Genomic DNA, 22817 nt, shown 5'->3' with positions numbered 1-22817 from the left:
TTATATAAACTGTTGACAATGTTGTTCTATCAATGTTAAAATGTAATTCAACACTGATAGGAAAATCAGGTTGAGTCGTTGACTCTTCGGGTTGCAGTGCTATCCCTGAAACTTTGGTTTCTAAAGAACTGAAATTGCGATTGAACAATTCGCCCCCAGTGTTTGACGGCTCTTGACTTCGGTCAGGAGCTTTTTGATGCTTTTAAAGTTGATTCCCTCAGTAAGTTATAGTAAAGTATAAATATCGAGAGGATAACATAGGGCGACTGGTGACAGAGCGTTCAAAGGTACCAACTTCTGGTACGGGTGTGGGACTGCCCTCAGCTTTGAGCTGTAAAGACCCCTGACTACCATTGGTCCTCTCTTTTTGCTTACTCTTAAATTAAGTGCTTGTCTTTACCTTTTAGTAAGCGCTCCACTCCATGCTATTTCTACATCGTTATACTTATAGATTGACTTCTTAGCCTCATAGATGATAGAATTAAGTAAAGGCTGAGATCGAGTTTGATTTGGTGACAAGTCATTCAAAGGTTGCGATGCATTCGCTTCAGGTAGAGGTGCTGCCATCTGGACTGCTCCAGGAAAATCCCCGAGTTTTGTCTCAGCCTTTTTATTTGCTCTTGAGATTTCTCAAGAGCTTTTTCTTTTTTCAAAGATATCATTCTGTCCCAACCATCCACTCCAACGATTAATGAAACTAGAACTGTATTCTTCCTTAAATCTACTATCTCTTTAGATTCCCCCTTTAATTATAACACCTAAGTGCTCTCCGACCAAATCCTACCTGTCTTTTTGTTCCTTCTTCCCCTCCCGACTTTCTCCATTTCCGTCTTTTACTAATTTTTCATTTTGTGGTATAATTGAAATAATTGTAACGAATCAAGGTCAATCTAGACACAAAATGGAATGAAATCAAGCAAATCTCTGCTAAAAGTTTGGAATAAGCTGACCTGTAAATAGAAAGGAACTATATGATTTACAAAGTTTTTTATCAAGAAACAAAAGAACGTAGCCCACGTCGTGAAACAACACGCTCACTTTACCTAGAAATCGATGCCAGCTCAGAACTTGAGGGGCGTATCGCTGCTCGCCAACTTGTCGAAGAAAACCGCCCAGAGTACAATATCGAGTATATCGAACTCTTGTCTGACAAATTGCTAGATTACGAAAAAGAAACTGGCGCTTTCGAAATCACGGAGTTCTAATATGGCCTACACTCTTAAACCTGAAGAAGTCGGTGTTTTTGCCATCGGTGGTCTGGGAGAAATCGGGAAAAACACATACGGAATTGAATACCAAGACGAGATTATCATCGTCGATGCTGGGATTAAATTCCCAGAAGATGACTTGCTGGGTATCGACTACGTTATCCCTGATTACTCTTACATCGTGGACAATATCGACCGCGTCAAGGCCGTTTTGATCACACACGGACACGAGGACCACATCGGTGGGATTCCTTTCCTGCTCAAGCAAGCAAATGTCCCTATCTACGCTGGACCACTTGCCCTAGCTTTGATCCGTGGAAAACTCGAAGAACACGGTCTCTTGCGCAACGCCAAACTTTACGAAATCAACCACAATACTGAGTTGACCTTTAAAAATCTCAAGGCAACTTTCTTTAGAACTACTCACTCCATTCCAGAGCCTTTGGGGATTGTCATTCATACTCCTCAAGGGAAAATCGTCTGTACGGGTGACTTTAAGTTTGACTTTACTCCAGTTGGAGAACCTGCAGACTTGCACCGGATGGCAGCCCTTGGTGAAGAAGGCGTACTCTGCCTCCTCTCTGACTCGACAAATGCGGAAGTACCAACCTTTACCAACTCTGAAAAAGTCGTTGGTCAGTCCATCATGAAGATTATCCAAGGTATTGAAGGACGTATCATCTTTGCATCCTTTGCCTCAAATATCTTCCGTCTCCAGCAAGCAACAGATGCTGCTGTTAAGACTGGACGCAAGATCGCAGTCTTTGGTCGTTCTATGGAAAAGGCCATTGTCAACGGAATCGAGCTTGGCTACATCAAAGCTCCTAAGGGAACCTTTATCGAGCCAAATGAAATCAAAGACTACCCTGCAGGCGAGGTTCTGATCCTCTGTACAGGTAGTCAGGGTGAGCCGATGGCAGCCCTCTCTCGTATCGCTAACGGAACCCACCGTCAGGTGCAACTCCAACCCGGCGATACCGTTATCTTCTCTTCTAGCCCAATCCCTGGAAATACGACTAGCGTCAACAAGCTGATTAACATCATTTCTGAAGCTGGTGTCGAAGTTATCCACGGTAAAATCAACAATATCCACACCTCTGGACACGGTGGTCAGCAAGAGCAAAAACTCATGCTCCGCTTGATTAAACCAAAATACTTCATGCCTGTCCATGGTGAATACCGCATGCAGAAAGTCCACGCTGGACTAGCGGTGGATACTGGTGTTGAGAAGGACAATATCTTTATCATGAGCAATGGTGATGTGCTTGCCCTTACTGCTAACTCTGCTCGTATCGCAGGCCACTTCAATGCCCAAGATATCTATGTCGATGGAAATCGTATCGGTGAAATCGGTGCTGCTGTCCTCAAAGATCGTCGTGATCTATCTGAAGACGGTGTCGTTCTGGCAGTCGCAACTGTTGACTTCAAATCGCAGATGATTCTGTCTGGTCCAGATATCCTCAGCCGAGGTTTTGTCTACATGCGAGAGTCTGGCGACTTGATTCGCCAAAGCCAACGTATCCTCTTCAATGCTATTCGTATCGCATTGAAAAACAAGGACGCTAGCATCCAATCTGTCAATGGTGCCATTGTCAACGCCATTCGCCCCTTCCTCTATGAAAATACGGAACGTGAGCCGATCATTATCCCGATGATCCTCACACCAGATGAAGAATAATACTCTTCGAAAATCTCTTCAAACCACGTCAGCTTCGCCTTGCCGTATATATGTTACTGACTTCGTCAGTTCTATCTACAACCTCAAAGCAGTGCTTTGAGCAACCTACGACTAGCTTCCTAGTTTGCTCTTTGATTTTCATTGAGTACAAGTCAACAAAACAGCCCCGTTTTCGGAGCTGTTTTTTCTATGCTTTCTTTTCTTGATTTTTAGAAATACTACGATTTTTACCTTCCAAATAGACCATCAAAATAGAAATATCTGCTGGATTTACTCCCGAAATACGGCTTGCTTGGCCGATAGTTTCTGGATTGATGAGTTTGAACTTCTGGCGAGCTTCTGTCGCGATAGAGTCAATATCATCCCAATCAATATTGGCTGGAATGCGTTTTTCTTCCATGCGTTTCATCTTGGCAACCTGATCCATGGCTTTGGAAATATAGCCTTCGTACTTGATTTCTGTTTCAATCAATTCGATAATCTTGTCATCTAACTCTTCAGCGGCAGGCCCGATGAAAGCCACCACGTCTTGGTAAGAGACTTCCGGACGACGGAGAAATTCCTTGGCGGTCACGGCATCAGTCAGCGGCTTGAATCCCATCGCTTCAACCTTAGCGTTCGTTTCCTTGACTGGCTTGAGTTTGATGCTGTCTAGGCGTTTCATCTCATTGTCAAATTGATTTTTCTTAATCTCAAAACGGGCCCAGCGTTCATCATCAACGAGACCAATCTCACGACCCATCTCAGTCAAACGCATATCAGCATTGTCATGACGGAGGATGAGACGGTATTCAGCACGACTGGTCAAGAGACGGTAAGGTTCAATGGTTCCCTTAGTTACCAAGTCGTCAATCATCACTCCGATATAACCGTCGCTGCGCTTCAAAATCAACTCAGGTTTGCCTTGTATTTTTAGAGCCGCATTGATACCAGCGATAATCCCTTGGCCAGCAGCTTCTTCGTAACCTGACGTTCCATTTGTCTGACCAGCAGTAAAGAGTCCTGAGATTTTCTTGGTTTCTAGTGTCGCACGCAACTGATGAGGCAAGACCATGTCATACTCAATGGCATAACCAGTTCGCATCATCTCAGCATTTTCCAAACCTTTGATGGAATGAACCAAGTCACGTTGGACATCCTCAGGCAGACTGGTTGAAAGTCCTTGGACATAAACTTCCTCTGTATTGCGCCCTTCTGGCTCTAGGAAGAGTTGGTGGCGTTCCTTGTCCGCAAAGCGTACAATCTTGTCCTCAATCGATGGACAGTAACGAGGCCCAACTCCCTTGACCACACCTGTGAACATAGGCGCACGGTGGAGGTTGTTTTGGATAATCTCATGACTGGTACCGTTGGTGTAGGTCAACCAGCATGGCACCTGGTCCTTGACATAGTCCTCATCACGTGAAGTGTAGGAGAAGTGATTTGGCGCTTCATCTCCTGGCTGAATCTCTGTCACATCGTAATTGATAGAGGAAGCCTTGACACGTGGAGGCGTTCCTGTCTTGAAACGACCAATTTCGAGTCCCAGTTCCTTGAGATTGTCAGCAAGGTTAATCGAAGCCAGACTGTGGTTAGGACCTGACGAATACTTGAGGTCTCCGATGATGATTTCCCCACGGAGTGCAGTCCCTGTCGTCACGATAACAGCCTTAGCAGCATATTCTTGATGGGTAGCTGTACGCACACCGACAACCTTACCATCTTCCACCAAAATCTCATCAATCATGGTTTGACGAAGGGTGAGATTCTCTTGATTTTCAACTGTCTTGCGCATCTCCTTAGAGTAAAGCTCCTTGTCAGCCTGCGCACGAAGGGCACGGACAGCTGGACCTTTCCCAGTGTTGAGCATCTTCATCTGGATGTAGGTCTTGTCAATGGTTTTAGCCATTTCACCACCAAGGGCATCCACTTCACGCACGACAATCCCCTTGGCAGAGCCACCGATAGAAGGATTACAAGGCATGAAAGCCAGCATTTCAATGTTGATGGTCGCAAGCAAGACCTTACAGCCCATACGGCTGGCTGCTAGAGATGCTTCTACCCCCGCGTGCCCCGCACCAATTACAATAATATCGTATTCTTCCGTAAAATTATAAGTCATTTTCTCTCCTATTCCTCAAGATGAATGTGTTTTAGTTGGCCGTTCCATTCTGGTAGGGCTGTTTTTAAAAAGGCTGGAACTAGCTGGAACTCCTCAAGTTTATCCAAGTCAATCCACTCACAGGGTTGCTTTTTCTCATCTTCTTGCATGGTCAATGGGGCGTCCTCAAGCAAGTCCACTAGATAATGAAACTCGATGTTGTGATAGGAAACACCGTCCTGTTCAAAACGATTTTCAACCACGAAAGCTAGCTGCCCAGCTTGAGCTTTGACACCTAGTTCTTCCTTCACTTCACGGACTACCGCGTCTTCCGTACTTTCATTGACTTGAATCGCACCGCCGATAGTGTAATATTTACCCTTGTCTTTAGTAACTAGGAGCTTGCCATTTTGGAGAATCAAGGCTGCCGCCCGAACACCAAAGACCGTGTCTCCCACTGTTGTCCGAAAGTCTTGTTGAGTCATTTTTGTCCTTTCCCTTAAACGACACAAAAACAGTCAAAACTCGTAAGAAGTGCAGGGCAAAAAAGCCTGCAACATCCATGAGCTTTGACCATCATTTCTATTGCTTTTATTATTGTAGCAAATTGAGAAAATTTGTCAATCTAAATGTACTGACAAACTTGTCCATCGCGGTAGGCATTGTCAATCAAACCGCCACCTAGACACTCTTCGCCATCATAAAAGACAACTGCCTGTCCTGGTGTGATGGCGCGTTGCGGTTCCGCAAAGATAACTTCTGCCTTGTCTCCTTTGACATGTACTGTCACCTTAGAATCAGGCTGACGGTAGCGGAATTTTGCTGTGCATTCTAGAGTAAATTCCTCTGGCATGTCACGAGTAAAGTGAACTTGACTGGCCTCTAGGCTTGTTGACATGAGCGAATCATGATAGAAACCTTGGCCGACATAGAGGATATTTTGGCTCAAATCTTTTCCGACAACGAACCAAGGGGCATTGTCACCGCCGTGTTGACCACCGATACCAAGTCCTCCACGCTGACCAATCGTATAATACATAAGTCCTGCATGCTCACCCATATCGCGACCGTCCACAGTCATCATGCGACCAGGCTGGGCTGGCAGGTAGTTACTGAGAAAGTTTTTAAAGTTCTTTTCTCCGATAAAGCAAATCCCTGTCGAATCTTTCTTCTTGGCAGTCGCAAGACCTGCTTCTTCTGCTAGTTTTCGTACTTCAGGCTTTTCCAAATGTCCCAATGGGAACATGGTTTTTTGGAGTTGTTCTTGCGAAAGTTGACTGAGGAAATAGGTCTGGTCCTTGCCATTGTCCACGCCACGAAGCATGTGAACAGTGCCATCCTCATCACGCACCACTCGAGCATAATGCCCAGTCGCTACATAGTCTGCACCCAAGGTCATAGCATAGTCCAAAAAGGCCTTGAACTTGATTTCCTTGTTGCACATAACATCTGGATTTGGCGTGCGCCCTGCACGGTATTCCGCTAGGAAATACTCAAAGACGCGGTCCCAGTACTCTTTTTCAAAATTGACAGAGTAGTAAGGAATGCCGATCTGGTCTGCCACCGCAGCCACATCCTTGTAATCTTCGGTCGCCGTACAGACGCCGTTTTCATCTGTGTCATCCCAGTTCTTCATGAAGATACCGATCACATCGTAGCCCTGCTCCTTGAGCAAGAGAGCCGTCACCGACGAATCAACACCACCACTCATCCCCACGACAACACGTGTTTTAGAGTTATCACTCATGGTAAGTCTCCCATCTATTCGTTTATTCATACCCTCAAAATTCTATTTACTATGACTTTCAATAGAATTTCTTCGAGTATAGTCTTTTCGTTTGCTTTTAGGAGTAAAATGGTCTGGGAGACCATTTTAGCCTATCATCTTAAAATGAAAATATGATAGGCAACGAGTCGCAGGCATATCTCGAGTTCGCTCAATCAGTCTGGGAGACTGATTGAGGTTATAAATCAGACAAGCTCAGCTTGCATCTCATTTCGAGTTAACGACGTAATAAAAGATAAACGAAATGACCAGTTCACGATTGAAGGTCGTGTGTGCTTTAACGATTGAAGGTCGCTTGAGCAGTATTCATTATAACACGCTTGGTTGGAGAAGACAAGAAAGAGGCTGATAAATCATCTCAACCTCTCTTTCTTCCTTTGCAAACGAATCAATTTTCCCCTTTAAGTTCTTTCTTCGCTTGTTCTATCTGGTATTTCACTTGCTCAAAGCCGGTTCCTCCTAAGGAATTCCGTCTCTGAACAGCGGTTTCTGGGCGCAAGTAGATATAAATATCCTCTTCAATCAAGGGATGGTAGACTTGCAACTCCTCCAAATCCCAATCTTGAATATTTTTACCATGCTTGATAGAGTCTAGAACCAATTTCCCTACTATTTCATGCGCTTCTCTAAAGGGAAGACCTTTTTCAGCCAAATAATCTGCCAGTTCGGTCGCATTCGAAAAATCATTCTCTGTGGATTGCTGCATTTTGGCCTTATTAACCTGCATGCTCGATAGCATACCTGCCAACACATCCAGAGAATTTAAAATCGTTTCTACTGTATCAAACATGCCTTCCTTGTCCTCTTGCAAATCCTTATTATAGGCCAGAGGCAAAGATTTCATGACGGTCAATAGTCCAAGCAAGTGCCCGTAAACCCGTCCTGTCTTCCCTCGAATCAATTCGGCCATATCAGGATTTTTCTTCTGGGGCATGATAGATGAACCTGTTGAAAAGCTATCAGACAAGCTAATGTACTGATACTCAAAACTGCACCAATTGATGATTTCTTCACAAAAACGGCTCATATGCATCATCAAAATGCTGGCATTTGACAGAAATTCTAAGATAAAATCACGGTCACTCACTGCGTCCAAGGAATTGGTATAGGGTTGTTGGAAGCCCAATAAATCACTCGATAATTGACGATTGATTGGAAATGTTGTCCCCGCCAAAGCAGCCGCACCCAGGGGAGACAGGTCCGTATGTTTCAAGTTAAATGCAAAGCGCTCGCTATCCCTTTGGAACATATTGTAATAAGCCATGAGATGGTGGGCAAAACTAATCGGTTGGGCGTGCTGCAAATGGGTATAGCCTGGCATGATGGTTTCCACATGTTTTTCAGCCAAATCCAGCAAAACACTGTTCAGATTCGCCAACTTATCCAAAACATGCCCAAGCTGCTCCTTTAGATATAAGTGCATATCCGTTGCGACTTGGTCATTCCGAGAACGAGCCGTATGTAGTTTCCCAGCCAGAGGACCGATTTTCTCTGTCAGCAACACTTCCATATTCATATGAATATCTTCATTTGCAATATCAAAATGAAGCTCCCCTGCCTCTAAATCTCGCAACAAAGCTTTCAGACCATCTTGGATCTGCTCTGCCTCTTCCAAGCTCAAAATGCCAGTCTGTCCTAGCATTTGAACATGAGCTAGGGAACCCATCAAATCAAATTTTGCCAGCTGATGATCAAAGGAAATACTCGCACCGAACTGCTCTACCCAATCTTCCACAGTGCCTTCAAATCGACCACCCCATAATTTTGTATTTTTCGGCATATCCTGTCGTCCCTTTCTATCGCGTCACTACTCAACATTTTTCTGAACTTCTGAATAAACCTTAGTCGGAAGCCCCCAAAGCTTGATAAATCCAACAGCCGCATCTTGGTCAAAAGTATCCGCACTAGTATAAGTCGCCAAATTTTCATCGTAAAGAGAATTTGGAGATTTCCGAGCCACTACCTGAGCATTCCCCTTATAGAGTTTAACTTTTGCAGTTCCATTGACAACTTTCTGTGTCTCCTTGATATAGGCAATCAAAGCCTGAGTTGCTGGGCTAAACCACAATGCATTATAGATGAGATTGGACAATTCATTTTCGATAATAGGTTTGAAATGAGCCACTTCTCTCACAAGAGTCAAGTCCTCAATCTCCTTATGAGCGGCCAATAAAGTCACAGCGCCTGGGCACTCATAAATCTCTCTTGACTTAATACCGACTAGGCGATTTTCCACATGGTCAATACGACCGACACCGTGTTTGCCCGCAATTTCATTTAGCTTTTGAATCAAAGCAGCCACTTTCATCTTCTCTCCATTGAGGGAGATAGGCACCCCGCAGCTAAACTCAATGTCAATAAATTCTGGACTGTCTGGAGCCTCTTCTGGAGAAGATGTGATTCCAAATGCTTCTTCTGGCGCTTGGTTCCAAGGGTTTTCCAGAACACCACATTCATTTGCACGTCCCCAAAGATTTTGATCGACAGAGTAAGGATTGTCAAGGTCAGCTGGAACTGGGACGCCATTTTCTTTGGCATATTGGATTTCTTCTTCACGAGACCATTTCCACTCACGAACAGGCGCAACTACCTTTAGATTGGGATCCAAAGCTGCGATAGAGACTTCAAACCGAACTTGGTCGTTTCCCTTACCTGTACAACCATGGGCAATTGTGGTTGCCCCTGTCTGATGAGCTATTTCAACGAGTTTTTTTGAAATAAGAGGGCGACTCAGAGCAGATACCAAAGGATACTTCTGTTCATAGTAGGCATGAGCCTGAAGGGCCACTAAAACATAGTCATTAGCAAATTCTTCCTTAACATCAATGACATAAGACTCTACAGCCCCAACCTTGAGAGCTTTATCATGGATGAACTCCAAATCTTTTCCTTCACCCACATCCATACAAACAGCAATCACATCATAGTCTTTTTTTAACCATGTAATAGCAACTGATGTATCCAATCCACCTGAATAGGCTAAAATGACTTTTTCCTTACTCATTTCTCTTCCTTCTTTCTATTTTTCGATAGAGGCTTTAAAAGCATCGTCAATCAATTTGTCCAACTCCCCAGAATCCTTCAATTTCTGGATGGTTTTGTCAACCGCATCTTTTAATTCTTTACTGTCTTTCTTCATCGCAACAGCATAGGAATCTTCCTTGTCATTATCAAAATCAAACTCAGCGATGGCTAGGTCTGGATTATTCTCTACAAATCCTTTCGCCACTGGTTCCTCAAAGATAACCGCATCCAGTTGCCCTGATTTCAAATCTGTTATCAAATTTCCATTTTTAGGAAGTGAAACGAGAGAAGAATCCTTCAAGGTTTCTTTAGCTAGAGTTTCCTGGATAGAACCTTTCTGCGCTCCAACCTTTTTCTGAGCCAAATCCTTGACTGATTGGTAATTCGTTAATTCAGATTTTCTTACGATAACCTTATTCTTCGAAGTGTAGTAGGGAATTGAAAAATCGTAAACTTGACTTCTCTCCTCAGTTTTAGAAACACCTGATATGGCAAGATCGGCCTTACCTGAATCAAGACTAGCCAGTACATTGTCAAAACTCATTGGAGAGAGCTCCACTTCTACACCTAGTTCCTTTGCGATGGCTTTGGCTAGTTCAACATCTGAACCTACAATCTGATTTTTCCCATCAACTAATTTTTGATATTCAAATGGAGCAAACTCTGGATTTAGGGCCACCACCAATTTTCCTTTAGCCTTAATGGCTTCAACACCTTGGGATTGAGTGTTACTACAAGCAAATAATAAGGGAAACATAAGCAAACCAAACATCGTCATCAACACCTTCTTCACTTTATTCATAGAAGAGCCTCCTTTTATTTTTATACTTTATTATTGTATAAATAATACTCCTCTCATTTTCGTTTGTCAAGAAAAAACTGTATTTTATTTCATTTAAATCAAGAAAAAGCTTATTATATGATATATTTTTACACATAATAAGCTTATTTATACTGTTTGATTTTTTAAAAATACAATTGTCCAATTACAGGTAAGATGAAGAGATCAACGAACTCTCCACATTCTCTTTCACAATTCAATAACTCGATGGCACTGTTCGGCCACATAGGCATCGTGGGTAACGATAATGACCGTTTTACCTTCCTTGTTCATATCTAAGAGAAAGTTCAAAACCAAATCTCGATTTTCAGGATCTAGAGAACCGGTTGGTTCATCTGCTAAAAGGAGCTGGCTGGGTTTTAAAATGGCTCTAGCAACTGCGATTCGTTGCTGCTCCCCTCCAGATAACTCTGAAACCTTCTGATGTAGGGTTGATGACAATCCCACTCTCTCTAAAATTTCTTCTATCTTTTTAACTTTGTCTTTCTTGGAAAATTTCACATACTTTAGAGCAAGCATGAGATTATACTCTACTGTTTCATTATCAATCAGAGCAAAGTTTTGAAACAGATAGGAGATATGTTCGCGGATAATCGCTTGCGACTTAACAGAATTGACAGGTACATTTTGCTGACCGAAAATTTCATAATGTCCACTGTAATCGCCATCTATCAAACCCAAGAGATTTAACAAGGTTGACTTGCCACTGCCACTTTTTCCAACAATGGCAACTAAATCTCCTTGGTTAATTTTTAGAGATAAGTTCTCCAAAATAACTTTTTTCCCAATGGTTTTCGTAACATTTTCCAACTTTATCATAAGTGATCCCCTTTCAATAACTGCACTACATTTCGTTTTTCCATCTTAGAGCCCAAGAAAAGTACAAACAGAATATCTAAGCCTGTAAATCCTGCGAAAAGCAAGAGGGAGAACAGTGCCTGTGTAAAGAATAGCAAAACCATAAAAGGAAGGCTATAAACAGCTAATAGAAGACCCAGCAAGGAGCGATACCGATCTATCAATTTCCAGCCCATAAACTTCTTGGTAATAATATCTGTTCGCTTCAATAAGAAAGTTGTTACTAGTAAGAAGTAGGAAATCATCATACTAAGAAGACCAACCAAAGCAAAGAGTATGTTGAAATTCCGAACAGCATCTCGATAAGAATCTACTTTCTCTTGTTGAATGGCTTGAATAGATGAAAATTTTAAATAATTCCCATCTGACAATTTCTCAACTAACGCTGTCACCTCTTTTTGATGTTGAGCTGTATTTTCGATTTTAATGGGATTATTTAAACCTGTTGTTGACAGGGAAGCTTTTTCATCCCACATCATATCAGAATCATTGACCAAGCTAATAATTGGATTGTAGAGATTTTCCTTTCGCTTATCACTATATGGGAAAAATGACCAATCACCTTCATAGTAAGCAATCTCGATATCCATCTCCTCTATCGTTCGTTTTTGTTGCTCTTCATACTTCATCGAAAGATAGGCAATTAATTTCCCCAAGAGCTGATTTTTATCTTCTTCACCTTTCGTACTTGCTGGCATCAAAATAACTTTTTTAGTGCCGGTATCGGGTAACTTGAATCCCTTGCTCTTTAGAAAATTGCGATTAGCATAGTAAACATCCACCGTATCTGTTAACTGATATTGCTGAGTCTGGTCTGATTTGACAAAATTTTTTACAGGAAGACTGCTACTTTGCACATAGCCCGCCTGCGTTTTTTCTACCAAATCCAGATAAAATCGATAGAAATAATCCACTGCCTGCCCTGAGCCTGCCAACTGCTCTTGCCACAGGTTATCATTGAGTTGGAAAGTTTCCAAGGTCAGATAATTTCCTTGACTGATCCACTGTTTCTGGTAATCCAACTCTTTGTTTTCTTGCTCCAAACTTTTTCCTACCCCAACTAGCAAGACTGTCAGTAAAATAGTAGTTCCAATTTTCATCAAATAATTAAAGAGTAGACCAAATTTGAAAGATGAAAAACTTTTCAGCAGAGAGCTGATTGTCATTTTTTGAATTAAGAGGTAAGTCAACCAACTGATAAAGAGATAAAGTTGAAAAAGCAAAAAATGCGACAACCATAACATAGGGAACAAATCTTTTGGCTTGTAATCAAGCAAGAAAAACACTCCTAGATTGATCACAAGCCCCCCAGCTAGGAGGAGGTAGAGATTGCCTTTCACAACATCAGCTAAAACAGCCCGATCTTGAAAACCCAGTAATTTTTGTACCCCAACTCTTTTCATATCCATCATCGGTTGATACACTGTCACTAACACAAGAAGTAAAATAGCCAAGACAAAAACAATGGCAGATAAAAGCAAATCTCGATTTATGACTTCCACTGCACTTTTATAGATCGGCTCTAGCAAGGTAGTCTGGTCTATCTTGAAAAAATCGCTCCATTTCTGTACAATCCTATCCTTGTCCATCTCTTGTGTAGAAGTTATCGTATAGCGACCATTTAAACTACGAGATGTATCCTTGATATAGGTTTGAAAAGTCATAAGCTGAATAGGCTTGGCTTTTAGAAAAGTCGGAATCGTACCAAGTTTATTGGAAATTTCTTTATTACTGTAAACTCCCTCACCATCTGTAGTAAAATCAAGAGAAGAAATCCCAAACTCTTGGTAGGGGAAGGTATCTTTATCAAAAACACCAGACTTGACCACCTCATCACCACTGTCTGTTTTGATAATGGAGACCTTGTATTCCTTTGATACATCCTCAAAAAATCGAAGAACAGATACTGCAGGTTCGTTAACATCTTTCAAATATACATCCAAAGAACCCGCTGTTTTTCCCATTTCCTGAATCCGAACCACTTCTCGTGTGTAGTTTACATTAAAAACAAAAAAAGTGGTACACAGAAGCAGGAGTAACATACAGAAATTACTGATTTTTTTCATAAAGATACCTCCTCAGTACTTCATCATCTTGATTATAAAATACAATATACCTTGTCGTAAAATTTGTTAACCTTTTTCACAAATTTATTTTAGATTTCTTTTTTACTTTTTATTTTACTATGATACAATATTTTTAATCAATTTCTATTTTTTGTTAACTTTTTTCACAAATAAGGAGGAAATCATGCGCTACGATTTTGGAAATGTTTATAAAGAAATCCGTGAGTCAAAGGGGTTAACCCAAGAGGAGGTCTGTGGGGATGTTCTCTCAAGAACCAGCCTATCAAAAATCGAAAGCGGGAAAACAACTCCTAAATATGAAAATATGGAGTTTCTTCTTCGGCAAGTCAATATGACCTTTGAAGAGTTTGACTATATTTGCCATCTCTACCACCCAAGTGAACGATCAACTATCATGCAGACTTTTCTAAAAATGGCTTCTATTAGTGGTACGAGCGACTTAAGTAAATTACTCAAAAAATGCCAACATTATCTAAAAACACATCATGATTTCCCCATCCAGCAGTTACAAGATATGCTCGAAATCGTTATCTACATTCGTGAAAATGGAATAGAAAAATTGTCAAGTAAGGTTGACAACATTGTAAACAGACTATGGGATAAGATTGAGAAACAAGATACTTGGTATGAGAGCGACCTCAAAGTTCTTAATACCATTCTCTTTGCTTTTCCTATGGAGTATATTCATCAGATTACCGAAAAAATTCTCGAACGACTAGAGGTTTATAAACACTACAGTCCTGTCTTTCGGCTTCGTATGATGTTGCTTCTGAATCTCTCAACTCTTTATCTTTACAATGGTGATAAGTTGCTTTGCAAACAGCTTTGCTACACTCTCTTAGAGGATGCAAAAGCAAGCAAACAGTATGATACACTTGCGTTTTCCTATATTCGTATCGGCATTTGTGCTAATGATACTCAGTTGATACAGAATGGACTCTCCTTAGCTAAACTAGTAGAAGATGAACACTTACTAACAGAGCTAGAGCGAGAAGTTAACATCTTTGTAAACAAAAAAGAAAGCCATTGAGACTTCCTTTTCTATATCATCTTAATACCAACCGTTGTTAAGCCAGAAGTTCTTGGCAGCTGTCCATGAACCGTAACGTCCTGCAACGTAAGCATCTGCTACACGTTCTTGGTTTTCAGCTGAGTAGTCACCGTTCAAGTATGAATCTGTCAATTGGTAACGTCCGATGTAACGTCCGTTTGTAGCAGTGTAGCTACCACCTGATTCTTTTTGAGCGATCCATTCTTTGGCTTCTGCTTCAGAACCACTTACAGTAGAAGTTGCTGCAGTGTTGCTTTCTGCTGCTGGAGCTGCTGGTGTAGCTGGCGCTTCATAGGTTGTTGTTTCAGTTACTTCTTCTGCAGTTTCTTCCGTAGCTGCTGGTGCTTCATAAGTTGTTGTTGAAGCTGCAGCGGTTGCAGTTGCTGTCGATGGAGCTGTTCCTTCGATAACCAAAACTTGGTCAACATAGATAAGGTGAATATCTTTGATGTTATTTTTTGCTGCCAATTTTTCAACCGTTGTGTTGTACTTCTCAGCGATTTCTGAAAGAGTATCACCTGATTTAACTGTGTAAGTTACAGTTTCTTGGGCAGATGCAAGTGATGGAGCAAAGAAAGCAAGCAAAGCTGCTACTCCTGCGATAGTTGTTTTAATTTTTTTAGTTGTTAATGACATATCTAAAAATTCTCCTTTTTATCTATGATACTATTTTACTCCTCGAATGTTACCGTTGTTTAACGGTTTTATGTAGAAATATTACAAAAATGTTTTATATTTACCGTTTTATGGAGGTTTTTGTCACAAAAGACCTTATTTTATACTATCTTTAATCATTTTAAGCTTTTGATAAGGGAAATAAGCGCAGAGGTCCATTCTTTGATATAATAGATATAAGAATCTTTGTAAGGGGAAACAGATGCACTCACTTCGTTTTCAATCTGTCTTTGATATTATCGGACCAGTCATGATTGGCCCGTCAAGTAGCCATACTGCTGGTGCTGTTCGTATCGGGAAAATTGTCTCTTCCATCTTTGATGATACGCCGACAGAAGTCGAATTCCAATTATTTAATTCATTTGCTAAGACCTACCGTGGCCATGGAACTGACCTTGCTCTCGTCGCTGGTATATTAGGTATGGATACGGACGATCCCGATATTCCAAATAGCCTAGAGATTGCCCATAAACGTGGTATCAAGATTGTCTGGACCATTCAGAAAGACAGCAATGCTCCTCACCCTAACACCACTAAAATCACTGTAAAGAATGACCATAAGTCCATTAGTGTGACAGGGATTTCCATTGGTGGGGGAAATATCCAAGTTACGGAACTCAATGGCTTTGCCGTCTCTCTTAACATGAATACCCCGACCATCATCATCGTACATCAGGATATTCCAGGTATGATTGCCCATGTCACAGATGCCCTCTCTCGTTTCGATATCAATATCGCTCAGATGAATGTGACTCGGGAAAAAGCTGGAGAAAAAGCCATCATGATTATCGAAGTCGATAGTCGAAGTTGCGAAGAGGCGATTGAAGAAATCCGAAAAATCCCTCATCTCCACAATGTCAATTTCTTTAAGTAGGAGGAAACATGTTTTATTCTATCAAAGAATTGGTCGAGCAAGCGGATCTAGACTTCCAAGGAAATGTCGCCGAACTCATGATTGCGACAGAATATCAACTAACTGGTCGGGAACGACCAGAAGTTCTCCTCCTCATGGAACGCAATCTAGAAGTCATGAAAGCCTCTGTCGAGCTCGGCCTCAGTGAAAACAAATCCCGTAGTGGCCTAACAGGCGGAGACGCGGCCAAACTAGACCGCCATCTCAAAAGTGGCAAGGCCTTGTCGGACTTTACCATCCTATCAGCGGCCCGTAATGCCATCGCGGTCAATGAACACAATGCAAAGATGGGCTTGGTCTGTGCCACTCCAACCGCAGGAAGTGCTGGCTGTCTGCCAGCCGTTCTCACTGCTGCTATCCAAAAATTAGACCTTACCCACGAAGAACAGCTAGATTTCCTCTTTGCTGCTGGTGCCTTTGGACTAGTCATCGCAAACAACGCCTCTATCTCAGGTGCTGAAGGTGGCTGCCAGGCCGAGGTTGGCTCTGCCTCTGCCATGAGTGCCGCAGCCTTGACCTTAGCTGCAGGTGGAACGCCCTATCAGGCTAGTCAAGCCATCGCCTTTGTCATTAAAAATATGCTGGGCCTCATCTGCGACCCCGTCGCTGGTTTGGTTGAAGTTCCCTGTGTCAAACGCAATGCCATGGGAGCCAGCTTTGCCTTTATCGCAGCTGATATGGCCTTGGCAGGTATCGAGTCTAAGATCCCTGTTGACGAAGTCATCGATGCCATGTACCAAGTCGGATCAAGTCTTCCAACTGCCTTTCGTGAAACGGCTGAGGGTGGACTTGCCGCTACACCTACTGGTCGTCGCCTACAAAAAGAAATCTTCGGAGAATAAGCTTATCTATATCTATTAGGAGAAACTATGCCCTCTATCTCAGCAATCTTTTTTGATCTAGACGGAACCCTGGTTGACAGTTCCCTCGGGATCCACAATGCCTTTACCCATACCTTTAAAGAGCTAGGAGTTCCAAGCCCTGATGCCAAAACCATTCGTGGTTTCATGGGCCCGCCACTTGAAAGTAGCTTTGCAACGTGTCTTCCCAAGGAACAAATCTCAGAAGCTGTGCAGATATACCGCTCTTACTACAAGGAAAAAGGAATCCACGAAGCCCAACTCTTCCCCCGAATAACAGAATTGCTTCAAGAGCTTTCGCAAAACTACCCTCTATACATCACTACAACAAAGAATACTCCTACTGCTCATGATATGACTAAAAATCTGGGAATCCATCATTTCTTTGATGGCATTTACGGCTCTAGTCCTGAAACGCCACATAAGGCAGATGTCATCCGTTACGCCTTGCAAACGCATCAACTCCATGCAGACCAAGTCCTCATCATTGGGGATACCAAGTTTGATATGATTGGAGCCCAAGAAACTGGCATTAAAAAGTTTGCTGTTACTTGGGGATTTGGAGAAGAGGCTGATTTACTCAGCTATCAGCCTGACTGGATTGCCCATACCATTGATGATATCATTAGCCAGCTCTAACCATACAAAAATACTCCTAACACTAGTGAACTAGGTTGAGGAGTATTTTTTATATGTTGTTACTATCAGAAGGAATCAACTCCATGCTTAAGCAGTAATTTGATCCTGTTCTTCAGTATCTGTATCTTCATCCTTCTTACTTGGCCAAGCAAGCATGACAATAAGAGCAATCGGTCCAACGAGAGGAACCAAAGCAATGAAGATAAAGGCCCAGTGGAAACCAGCGTCTCGTAAGCAGCGAAGCGACTCAGCCGCTTTAAAATAGAGTAGAAATATCTTAATATTTTCGTACCATTTCTTCAAACTGAGAGTCTTCAGTGTTCTCTTTATTTGTTTCACTATTCTCTATCACTTTTTCTCCAAATCGTTGACTTGGCATAGCGAGCATAACGAGCAGTGTTATTGCACCCAAAGGAACAAATACAATAAAAATATAGGCCCAATGGATACCCACATCTCGTAAGCGACGTACTATCAGTGCTAGTAGAGGAACAAACTCTATTATAAACAAAATAATACACATACTGAAGACCGCAATATTCCTGATGGCTTTATCAGATTCTACTCCAGTAAAAAGTGAGTAGTAGGCGGGCAAGAAAATCACCATATTTAGTAGCCAAACCCACCAAAATTCTGGACGTGTGGAACGACCAGAAAAATTTGCATAGCCTTTGAAAAAACTCCTAATAGCACTCAGCATACAAAAATCTCCTTTTGACTTTAATACTTATTTCGCAAAGTTATGTTACCAGCTTAAAATAGAGGTAGTTTTTAGATTGTCTGAAATCACTCTCCTGATAGATCACATAACATCTTCCCTTGAATAGTTGCGCTTATTAAACCTTTGAAAGATCCGATGTTCTCTACTCTCTATTTATAAAAACCAGCTTTCTGATTCTCTCAGAAAACTGGCGATAGTTGTTTCATTATGAAGGTAGTTGGACACTCTTACTCAGCATGAGTTGTCTCATTCGCAAAGGAAATAATCGCTTCTTTGAGCTCATCTCCGCTGAGTGAACGGAACTCTTCAATCTTTTGATCAATCGCTTCTAGCGGCATGACATTTACCTTACCAACGAAAATCTTGTCCATGACTTGGTTATCAACCAATTCGGTCGAAACCAAGAGTTCTTCATAGAGTTTTTCACCTGGTCGAATACCGACCTCAACGATTGGAATTTCACTTTCCGTGTGCCCACTTAGAAGGACCATTTTCTTAGCCAAGTCATAAATCTTGACTGGTTTGCCCATATCGAGGATAAAGACTTCTCCGTCCTTGGCATAAGCGCCAGCATGGATTACTAGACGGCTAGCCTCTGGAATGGTCATGAAGTAACGTGTCATACGGAAGTCTGTCACCGTTACAGGACCGCCTTCAGCAATCTGACGTTCAAAGACAGGAATCACGCTACCACGACTACCGAGAACATTCCCAAAACGGACTGCACAGTAGGTTGATTTACTACGTTGGTTAAAGCCAGTGACAATCAACTCTGCCACGCGCTTAGTTGCACCCATAACATTCGGTGGATTGACCGCCTTGTCAGTTGAAATCATGACCATCTTAGGTACTTTGGCCTCATCAACAGCCTTGGCAACATTGTAGGTACCGAGGATATTGTTCTTGAAGGCTTCTTTTGGATTGCGCTCCATCATCGGAACGTGTTTGTGGGCTGCAGCATGGTAGACAATGGCTGGTTTGTACTGCTCAAACACCTGAAAGAGACGGTCATAGTCCTGAATATCTGCAATAACAGGAACATAATCAATTCCTTGGAATGTACGGATCAATTCATGATAAACGAGATAGATTGAGTTTTCACCATGTCCAAGCAAGACGATACGCTCGGGATTGAAGCGACTAACCTGACGACAAATCTCTGAACCAATCGAACCACCTGCTCCTGTCACCAGGATGGTCTTGCCTGTAATCTCAGTACCCAGACGCGATTCGTCGAGACGAATTTCCTGACGGCCCAAAAGGTCTGTGATATCAATTTTCTGGAAACCACTGCCTGGTTGATGGAGTCCTTGAACGACTGTCTCAACCTTAGGCATCTTGTAACATTTGACGCCTAGTTTATTACACATCTGCAAGATGCGTTCGTACTCTGAAGGGTCTAGCGAAGGGATCGCTACAATGACACGCTCGATTTGGTGACGTTTAGCCAATTCAGGCAGATTGTCATAGGAGCCCAAAACTGGGATTCCACCTAGTTTTTGTCCCTTTTTCTTTTCATCGTTATCCAAAATCCCCACTAGCTCAAGGTCGCTAGTTGGATGTTGGTAGCTGTTCATAAAGAGGGCGCCACCATCACCAGCACCGATCAAGAAGGTACGGCGATGCTCTCCATCTCCACTACCTTGCTTGCGCTTAGAATAAATCAACTGCCAAGTGATACGAGGAAGCAAGATGAGGAAGGTACTCAACAAAATGAAGAGTACGATGAAACGGATAGAAAACAATGGAAGAAAGGCATAGCAGATTCCATAAGAAAGAACACTGCTGAGCATCACTCCGAAAAAGATTTTCATAAAATCCGTAATCTTGCTATAACGACTGATACTAGCATTTAGCCCCCAAAATGCAATCATGATTTGATAAAGGAGGAAGGCTAAAAGAGTGTAGATTACATAATCCACAGGCGCAGGATTTATAAGGCCATAAAACAAGATATAAGATACGATGATGGAAACCACCATACTCAGAATATCGAATATCCCCCAAAACACTTGTTTTTGCTGTTTATTTAAAATTTCAACCAGATCAATCACATAATCTGTTAGTTTTTTATTCATAGGAATTTACTCCCCCTTAAAAGAGTCAGATGATACTGTTGTTATGATAACCTGAATCATTCAGTCTATCGGGGCTTACTTTCTCTTTCTTAAAAGTTTGACGAAGATAAACTGACGTACAAATCCTGGACAAAGTGCAACAATGGCCTGAATGGCTACACTTTTAGCATATTCCATGTAAGAAATTTGCCCTCGCTCAAGCATCCGTTGGCGAGCTTGACGATAGAGTTTGAGGTAACGCAAGCCACCTCGACGCTCAAACATCCCTGCACCGACACGAACCTTACACAAGATTTGATCTAGGTTCCCAGTCTTGGCACCTGCAGCAATCATATTGAGCCAAAGGAGGTCATCCTCCATGTAAAGGCCATCTTCATAGTTGCCTGCCTTGAGGACCATGCCCTTTTTGAACATGACTGTCATATGGTTAAAGGCGCTTCTCATTCTCTGATAAGCCACAATGTCTGCATGCTGAGTTGGAACACGACGATAAGACACAATCTCATCTGGATTGTCAATGAACTCTGCGATATGCCCACCTAAGAGGTCGAGATCTTCTTTCTCCATTAGCTGAAGCTGTTTCTCAAAACGATCCGGAACGGCTAAATCATCCGTATCCATGCGGGCAATAATGTCATACTGGCACTGTAAAACACCGTATCGAAGAGCCAAGCCTAAACCTTGGTTTTGTTCTAAGGGGCACCGTTTAACTGGAATGTCTGACTGAGCTTCCACTTCATCTAGCACCTGATAGAGTTCGGGTGTGAGCGGGCCGTCCTCAACAAGAACAAGTTCGCTCGGTTTCAAGGTCTGGTTTTGAACACTTTTGATAGCATCTCTTAAAAACGTCGGATTTTCCTTTACATAGACCGACATCAAGACGCTGATTTTTTGCTTTTCAGACACAGTTTTTCTCCAATATATAGATTTCCTTCCACTATTTTATCACAAAATTTCCTAGTTTCCTATTTTTATATCAAATCAAGGAAAATTCTAGTAAAGAAATCTGTCTTCTTTCTGTATATTTTCAGTTAAATCTTTCCAGCTTCCCTTCCAGTCTTTACTTGACATTATATAGAAAAAACCTTAAAATAAGCTGTTATTAAAGTCATCTTATCGAGGTTTTCATGAAAAAACAATCACTCTTTTTTGTTCTAGGAATTGTCTTAATCGGGACCGTTTTGCGCTCTCCTTTTACTGCTTTACCAACTATTTTAGGAGACATTGCTCAGGGGCTAGGAGTCGAGGTCAGTTCTCTTGGGATTTTAACCAGTCTCCCTCTCTTGATGTTCGCCCTTCTCTCTGCTTTTACGAGTCGCTTGGCACAAAAAATCGGGTTGGAACATCTCTTTACTTACTGTCTCCTCCTCTTAACTGTTGGCTCTGTCATTCGGATTTTCAATCTTCCCCTTCTCTATCTAGGGACCCTAATTGTGGGAGCAAGCATTGCGATCTTCAATGTACTCCTCCCAAGTATGATCCAGGCAAATCAGCCTCAAAAGATTAGTTTCCTAACAACGCTCTATGTCACTGCCATGGGAATTTCGACAGCCATCGCTTCTTATCTTTCGGTCCCTATCACCCAAGCTAGTTCTTGGAAGGGACTCATCCTCGTTCTCAGCTTTCTCTGTCTGGTCACTCTGCTAGTCTGGTTGCCCAATCATCGCCACAACCACCACCTAGAAAGCCAAAAAGAAAAGCAAGTCAAAGAGAATATTCTAAAAAGTAAAGATGTCTGGGCTATCATTATCTTTGGCGGACTTCAGTCCATGCTCTTTTATACAAGCATGACATGGTTGCCAACTATGGCTGTTAGTGCTGGTATTTCTAATAGTGATGCGGCTCTCCTCGCTTCTATTTTCTCACTGATCAGCATTCCTTTTTCAATGACTGTTCCAAGTCTGACCACTCGTCTGTCAGATGGTCATCGTCGAATCATGCTGGCAATTATCTCTATCGCTGGTATGATAGGAATTGCCATGCTCTTGTATCCAGCCAATAATTTCCTCTACTGGTTAGTCGTCCATCTCTTGATTGGAACGGCCTGCAGCGCCCTCTTCCCCTACCTCATGGTTTGCTTTTCTCTTAAAACCAGTTCTCCTGAAAAGACAGCTCAGCTATCAGGACTAGCGCAAACAGGGGGCTACATCTTAGCTGCTTTTGGACCTGCCTTGTTTGGTTATAGTTTTGAACTTTTTCAATCTTGGGTTCCAGCGGTTCTTGCCCTTCTAGCCATCGATATCATCATGACCATCTCGCTCTTTATGGTGGATCGGGCTGAAAAAATCCTCTAAACTTCTAGTTTATACTAGGAGTTT

At 42.2% G+C, this 22817-nt stretch carries 20 protein-coding genes; 7 read left to right on the top strand and 13 right to left on the bottom strand.

From position 1 onward, the window contains the following. The first annotated feature begins 971 nt into the window (after window positions 1-971). Both ACT17O_RS01395 and rnjA read left to right on the top strand, forming a co-directional pair. A complete protein-coding gene (locus ACT17O_RS01395; RefSeq protein WP_444817573.1) occupies window positions 972-1205 on the top strand; it encodes a DNA-dependent RNA polymerase subunit epsilon in 234 nt (77 codons plus the stop codon). 1 nt (window position 1206) lies between these two features. After that, complete coding sequence (gene rnjA, locus ACT17O_RS01390; protein WP_000331972.1) at window positions 1207-2886, top strand: ribonuclease J1; 1680 nt, start codon at window positions 1207-1209, stop codon at window positions 2884-2886. Between the two features lie 187 nt (window positions 2887-3073). Here rnjA and mnmG read toward each other — a convergent pair whose 3' ends face one another. The 8 genes from mnmG to ACT17O_RS01350 form a co-directional block, all read right to left on the bottom strand. Next, the gene (gene mnmG / locus ACT17O_RS01385; RefSeq protein ID WP_444817572.1) at window positions 3074-4987 is read right to left on the bottom strand and encodes a tRNA uridine-5-carboxymethylaminomethyl(34) synthesis enzyme MnmG; all 1914 of its coding nucleotides are present in this window, start codon (window positions 4985-4987) and stop codon (window positions 3074-3076) included. Window positions 4988-4995: 8 nt separating this feature from the next. Next, window positions 4996-5451 (bottom strand): NUDIX hydrolase, encoded by a 456-nt coding sequence (locus tag ACT17O_RS01380; RefSeq protein ID WP_000193659.1) that lies wholly within the window; start codon window positions 5449-5451, stop codon window positions 4996-4998. Window positions 5452-5591: 140 nt separating this feature from the next. Next, a complete protein-coding gene (gene mnmA, locus ACT17O_RS01375) occupies window positions 5592-6713 on the bottom strand; it encodes a tRNA 2-thiouridine(34) synthase MnmA (RefSeq protein WP_084944269.1) in 1122 nt (373 codons plus the stop codon). Window positions 6714-7140: 427 nt separating this feature from the next. Next, window positions 7141-8532, bottom strand: a complete 1392-nt coding sequence (gene argH / locus ACT17O_RS01370) for an argininosuccinate lyase (RefSeq protein ID WP_444817571.1) — start codon at window positions 8530-8532, stop codon at window positions 7141-7143. Between the two features lie 27 nt (window positions 8533-8559). Beyond that, window positions 8560-9756, bottom strand: coding sequence for an argininosuccinate synthase (locus ACT17O_RS01365; RefSeq protein ID WP_000031904.1), 1197 nt, complete (start codon window positions 9754-9756; stop codon window positions 8560-8562). A gap of 15 nt (window positions 9757-9771) precedes the next feature. Continuing rightward, entirely contained in the window at window positions 9772-10578 is an 807-nt protein-coding gene (locus tag ACT17O_RS01360) for an ABC transporter substrate-binding protein (protein WP_255778171.1), read from the bottom strand. 228 nt (window positions 10579-10806) lie between these two features. After that, window positions 10807-11436, bottom strand: coding sequence for an ABC transporter ATP-binding protein (locus ACT17O_RS01355; RefSeq protein ID WP_247923927.1), 630 nt, complete (start codon window positions 11434-11436; stop codon window positions 10807-10809). Then, window positions 11433-13541 carry a bacteriocin-associated integral membrane family protein gene (locus tag ACT17O_RS01350; protein WP_247923926.1) on the bottom strand — a complete coding sequence of 703 codons (2109 nt, stop codon included), beginning with the start codon at window positions 13539-13541 and terminating at the stop codon, window positions 11433-11435. Before ACT17O_RS01350 ends, ACT17O_RS01355 begins: the two co-directional genes overlap by 4 nt. Before the next feature lie 184 nt (window positions 13542-13725). Between ACT17O_RS01350 and ACT17O_RS01345 the strand changes: the two genes are divergently transcribed. Beyond that, a complete protein-coding gene (locus ACT17O_RS01345; RefSeq protein ID WP_001268189.1) occupies window positions 13726-14592 on the top strand; it encodes a helix-turn-helix domain-containing protein in 867 nt (288 codons plus the stop codon). A 21-nt stretch (window positions 14593-14613) separates the two neighbouring features. Here the strand turns inward: ACT17O_RS01345 and ACT17O_RS01340 are convergent, their stop codons facing one another. After that, on the bottom strand, window positions 14614-15249 hold the full coding sequence (locus ACT17O_RS01340; RefSeq protein WP_247923925.1) for a LysM peptidoglycan-binding domain-containing protein: 636 nt from the start codon (window positions 15247-15249) through the stop codon (window positions 14614-14616). Window positions 15250-15490: 241 nt separating this feature from the next. Between ACT17O_RS01340 and sdaAB the strand changes: the two genes are divergently transcribed. Genes sdaAB through ACT17O_RS01325 form a run of 3 tightly spaced genes read left to right on the top strand, consistent with a single transcriptional unit; the run spans window position 15491 to window position 17700 of the window. Beyond that, the gene (gene sdaAB, locus ACT17O_RS01335; RefSeq protein WP_247923924.1) at window positions 15491-16162 is read left to right on the top strand and encodes an L-serine ammonia-lyase, iron-sulfur-dependent subunit beta; all 672 of its coding nucleotides are present in this window, start codon (window positions 15491-15493) and stop codon (window positions 16160-16162) included. A gap of 8 nt (window positions 16163-16170) precedes the next feature. Beyond that, entirely contained in the window at window positions 16171-17043 is an 873-nt protein-coding gene (gene sdaAA, locus ACT17O_RS01330) for an L-serine ammonia-lyase, iron-sulfur-dependent, subunit alpha (protein WP_045592728.1), read from the top strand. A gap of 27 nt (window positions 17044-17070) precedes the next feature. Further along, entirely contained in the window at window positions 17071-17700 is a 630-nt protein-coding gene (locus ACT17O_RS01325; protein WP_001139320.1) for an HAD-IA family hydrolase, read from the top strand. 87 nt (window positions 17701-17787) lie between these two features. On the opposite strand, the gene ACT17O_RS01320 is transcribed toward ACT17O_RS01325, so the two are convergent. The 4 genes from ACT17O_RS01320 to ACT17O_RS01305 all read right to left on the bottom strand — a co-directional run bounded on the left by ACT17O_RS01320 (window position 17788) and on the right by ACT17O_RS01305 (window position 21405). Beyond that, on the bottom strand, window positions 17788-18003 hold the full coding sequence (locus tag ACT17O_RS01320; RefSeq protein WP_000759535.1) for a DUF805 domain-containing protein: 216 nt from the start codon (window positions 18001-18003) through the stop codon (window positions 17788-17790). Continuing rightward, entirely contained in the window at window positions 17978-18400 is a 423-nt protein-coding gene (locus tag ACT17O_RS01315) for a DUF805 domain-containing protein (RefSeq protein ID WP_000947294.1), read from the bottom strand. Before ACT17O_RS01315 ends, ACT17O_RS01320 begins: the two co-directional genes overlap by 26 nt. 248 nt (window positions 18401-18648) lie before the next feature. Further along, window positions 18649-20499, bottom strand: a complete 1851-nt coding sequence (locus tag ACT17O_RS01310) for a polysaccharide biosynthesis protein (protein WP_444817570.1) — start codon at window positions 20497-20499, stop codon at window positions 18649-18651. A 75-nt stretch (window positions 20500-20574) separates the two neighbouring features. Next, on the bottom strand, window positions 20575-21405 hold the full coding sequence (locus tag ACT17O_RS01305; RefSeq protein WP_444817569.1) for a glycosyltransferase: 831 nt from the start codon (window positions 21403-21405) through the stop codon (window positions 20575-20577). Window positions 21406-21626: 221 nt separating this feature from the next. Between ACT17O_RS01305 and ACT17O_RS01300 the strand changes: the two genes are divergently transcribed. Continuing rightward, a complete protein-coding gene (locus ACT17O_RS01300) occupies window positions 21627-22793 on the top strand; it encodes a CynX/NimT family MFS transporter (RefSeq protein ID WP_444817568.1) in 1167 nt (388 codons plus the stop codon). Window positions 22794-22817: the final 24 nt, after the last annotated feature.

It is taken from the genome of Streptococcus sp. HJ1 (assembly GCF_052399005.1).
Classification (GTDB): domain Bacteria; phylum Bacillota; class Bacilli; order Lactobacillales; family Streptococcaceae; genus Streptococcus.
Note: the sequence above shows the minus strand (reverse complement) of the source record. Positions and strands in the feature narration are given on the sequence as shown.

Coding starts and splice junctions, on each gene's coding strand:
- rnjA (WP_000331972.1), top strand. CDS start 1,207: ATGGCCTACACTCTTAAACCTGAAGAAGTCGGTGTTTTTGCCATCGGT.
- ACT17O_RS01325 (WP_001139320.1), top strand. CDS start 17,071: ATGCCCTCTATCTCAGCAATCTTTTTTGATCTAGACGGAACCCTGGTT.
- ACT17O_RS01360 (WP_255778171.1), bottom strand. CDS start 10,578: ATGAATAAAGTGAAGAAGGTGTTGATGACGATGTTTGGTTTGCTTATG.
- ACT17O_RS01350 (WP_247923926.1), bottom strand. CDS start 13,541: ATGAAAAAAATCAGTAATTTCTGTATGTTACTCCTGCTTCTGTGTACC.
- ACT17O_RS01345 (WP_001268189.1), top strand. CDS start 13,726: ATGCGCTACGATTTTGGAAATGTTTATAAAGAAATCCGTGAGTCAAAG.
- mnmA (WP_084944269.1), bottom strand. CDS start 6,713: ATGAGTGATAACTCTAAAACACGTGTTGTCGTGGGGATGAGTGGTGGT.
- ACT17O_RS01310 (WP_444817570.1), bottom strand. CDS start 20,499: ATGAATAAAAAACTAACAGATTATGTGATTGATCTGGTTGAAATTTTA.
- ACT17O_RS01395 (WP_444817573.1), top strand. CDS start 972: ATGATTTACAAAGTTTTTTATCAAGAAACAAAAGAACGTAGCCCACGT.
- ACT17O_RS01340 (WP_247923925.1), bottom strand. CDS start 15,249: ATGTCATTAACAACTAAAAAAATTAAAACAACTATCGCAGGAGTAGCA.
- ACT17O_RS01365 (WP_000031904.1), bottom strand. CDS start 9,756: ATGAGTAAGGAAAAAGTCATTTTAGCCTATTCAGGTGGATTGGATACA.
- sdaAA (WP_045592728.1), top strand. CDS start 16,171: ATGTTTTATTCTATCAAAGAATTGGTCGAGCAAGCGGATCTAGACTTC.
- sdaAB (WP_247923924.1), top strand. CDS start 15,491: ATGCACTCACTTCGTTTTCAATCTGTCTTTGATATTATCGGACCAGTC.
- ACT17O_RS01315 (WP_000947294.1), bottom strand. CDS start 18,400: ATGCTGAGTGCTATTAGGAGTTTTTTCAAAGGCTATGCAAATTTTTCT.
- argH (WP_444817571.1), bottom strand. CDS start 8,532: ATGCCGAAAAATACAAAATTATGGGGTGGTCGATTTGAAGGCACTGTG.
- mnmG (WP_444817572.1), bottom strand. CDS start 4,987: ATGACTTATAATTTTACGGAAGAATACGATATTATTGTAATTGGTGCG.
- ACT17O_RS01300 (WP_444817568.1), top strand. CDS start 21,627: ATGAAAAAACAATCACTCTTTTTTGTTCTAGGAATTGTCTTAATCGGG.
- ACT17O_RS01380 (WP_000193659.1), bottom strand. CDS start 5,451: ATGACTCAACAAGACTTTCGGACAACAGTGGGAGACACGGTCTTTGGT.
- ACT17O_RS01355 (WP_247923927.1), bottom strand. CDS start 11,436: ATGATAAAGTTGGAAAATGTTACGAAAACCATTGGGAAAAAAGTTATT.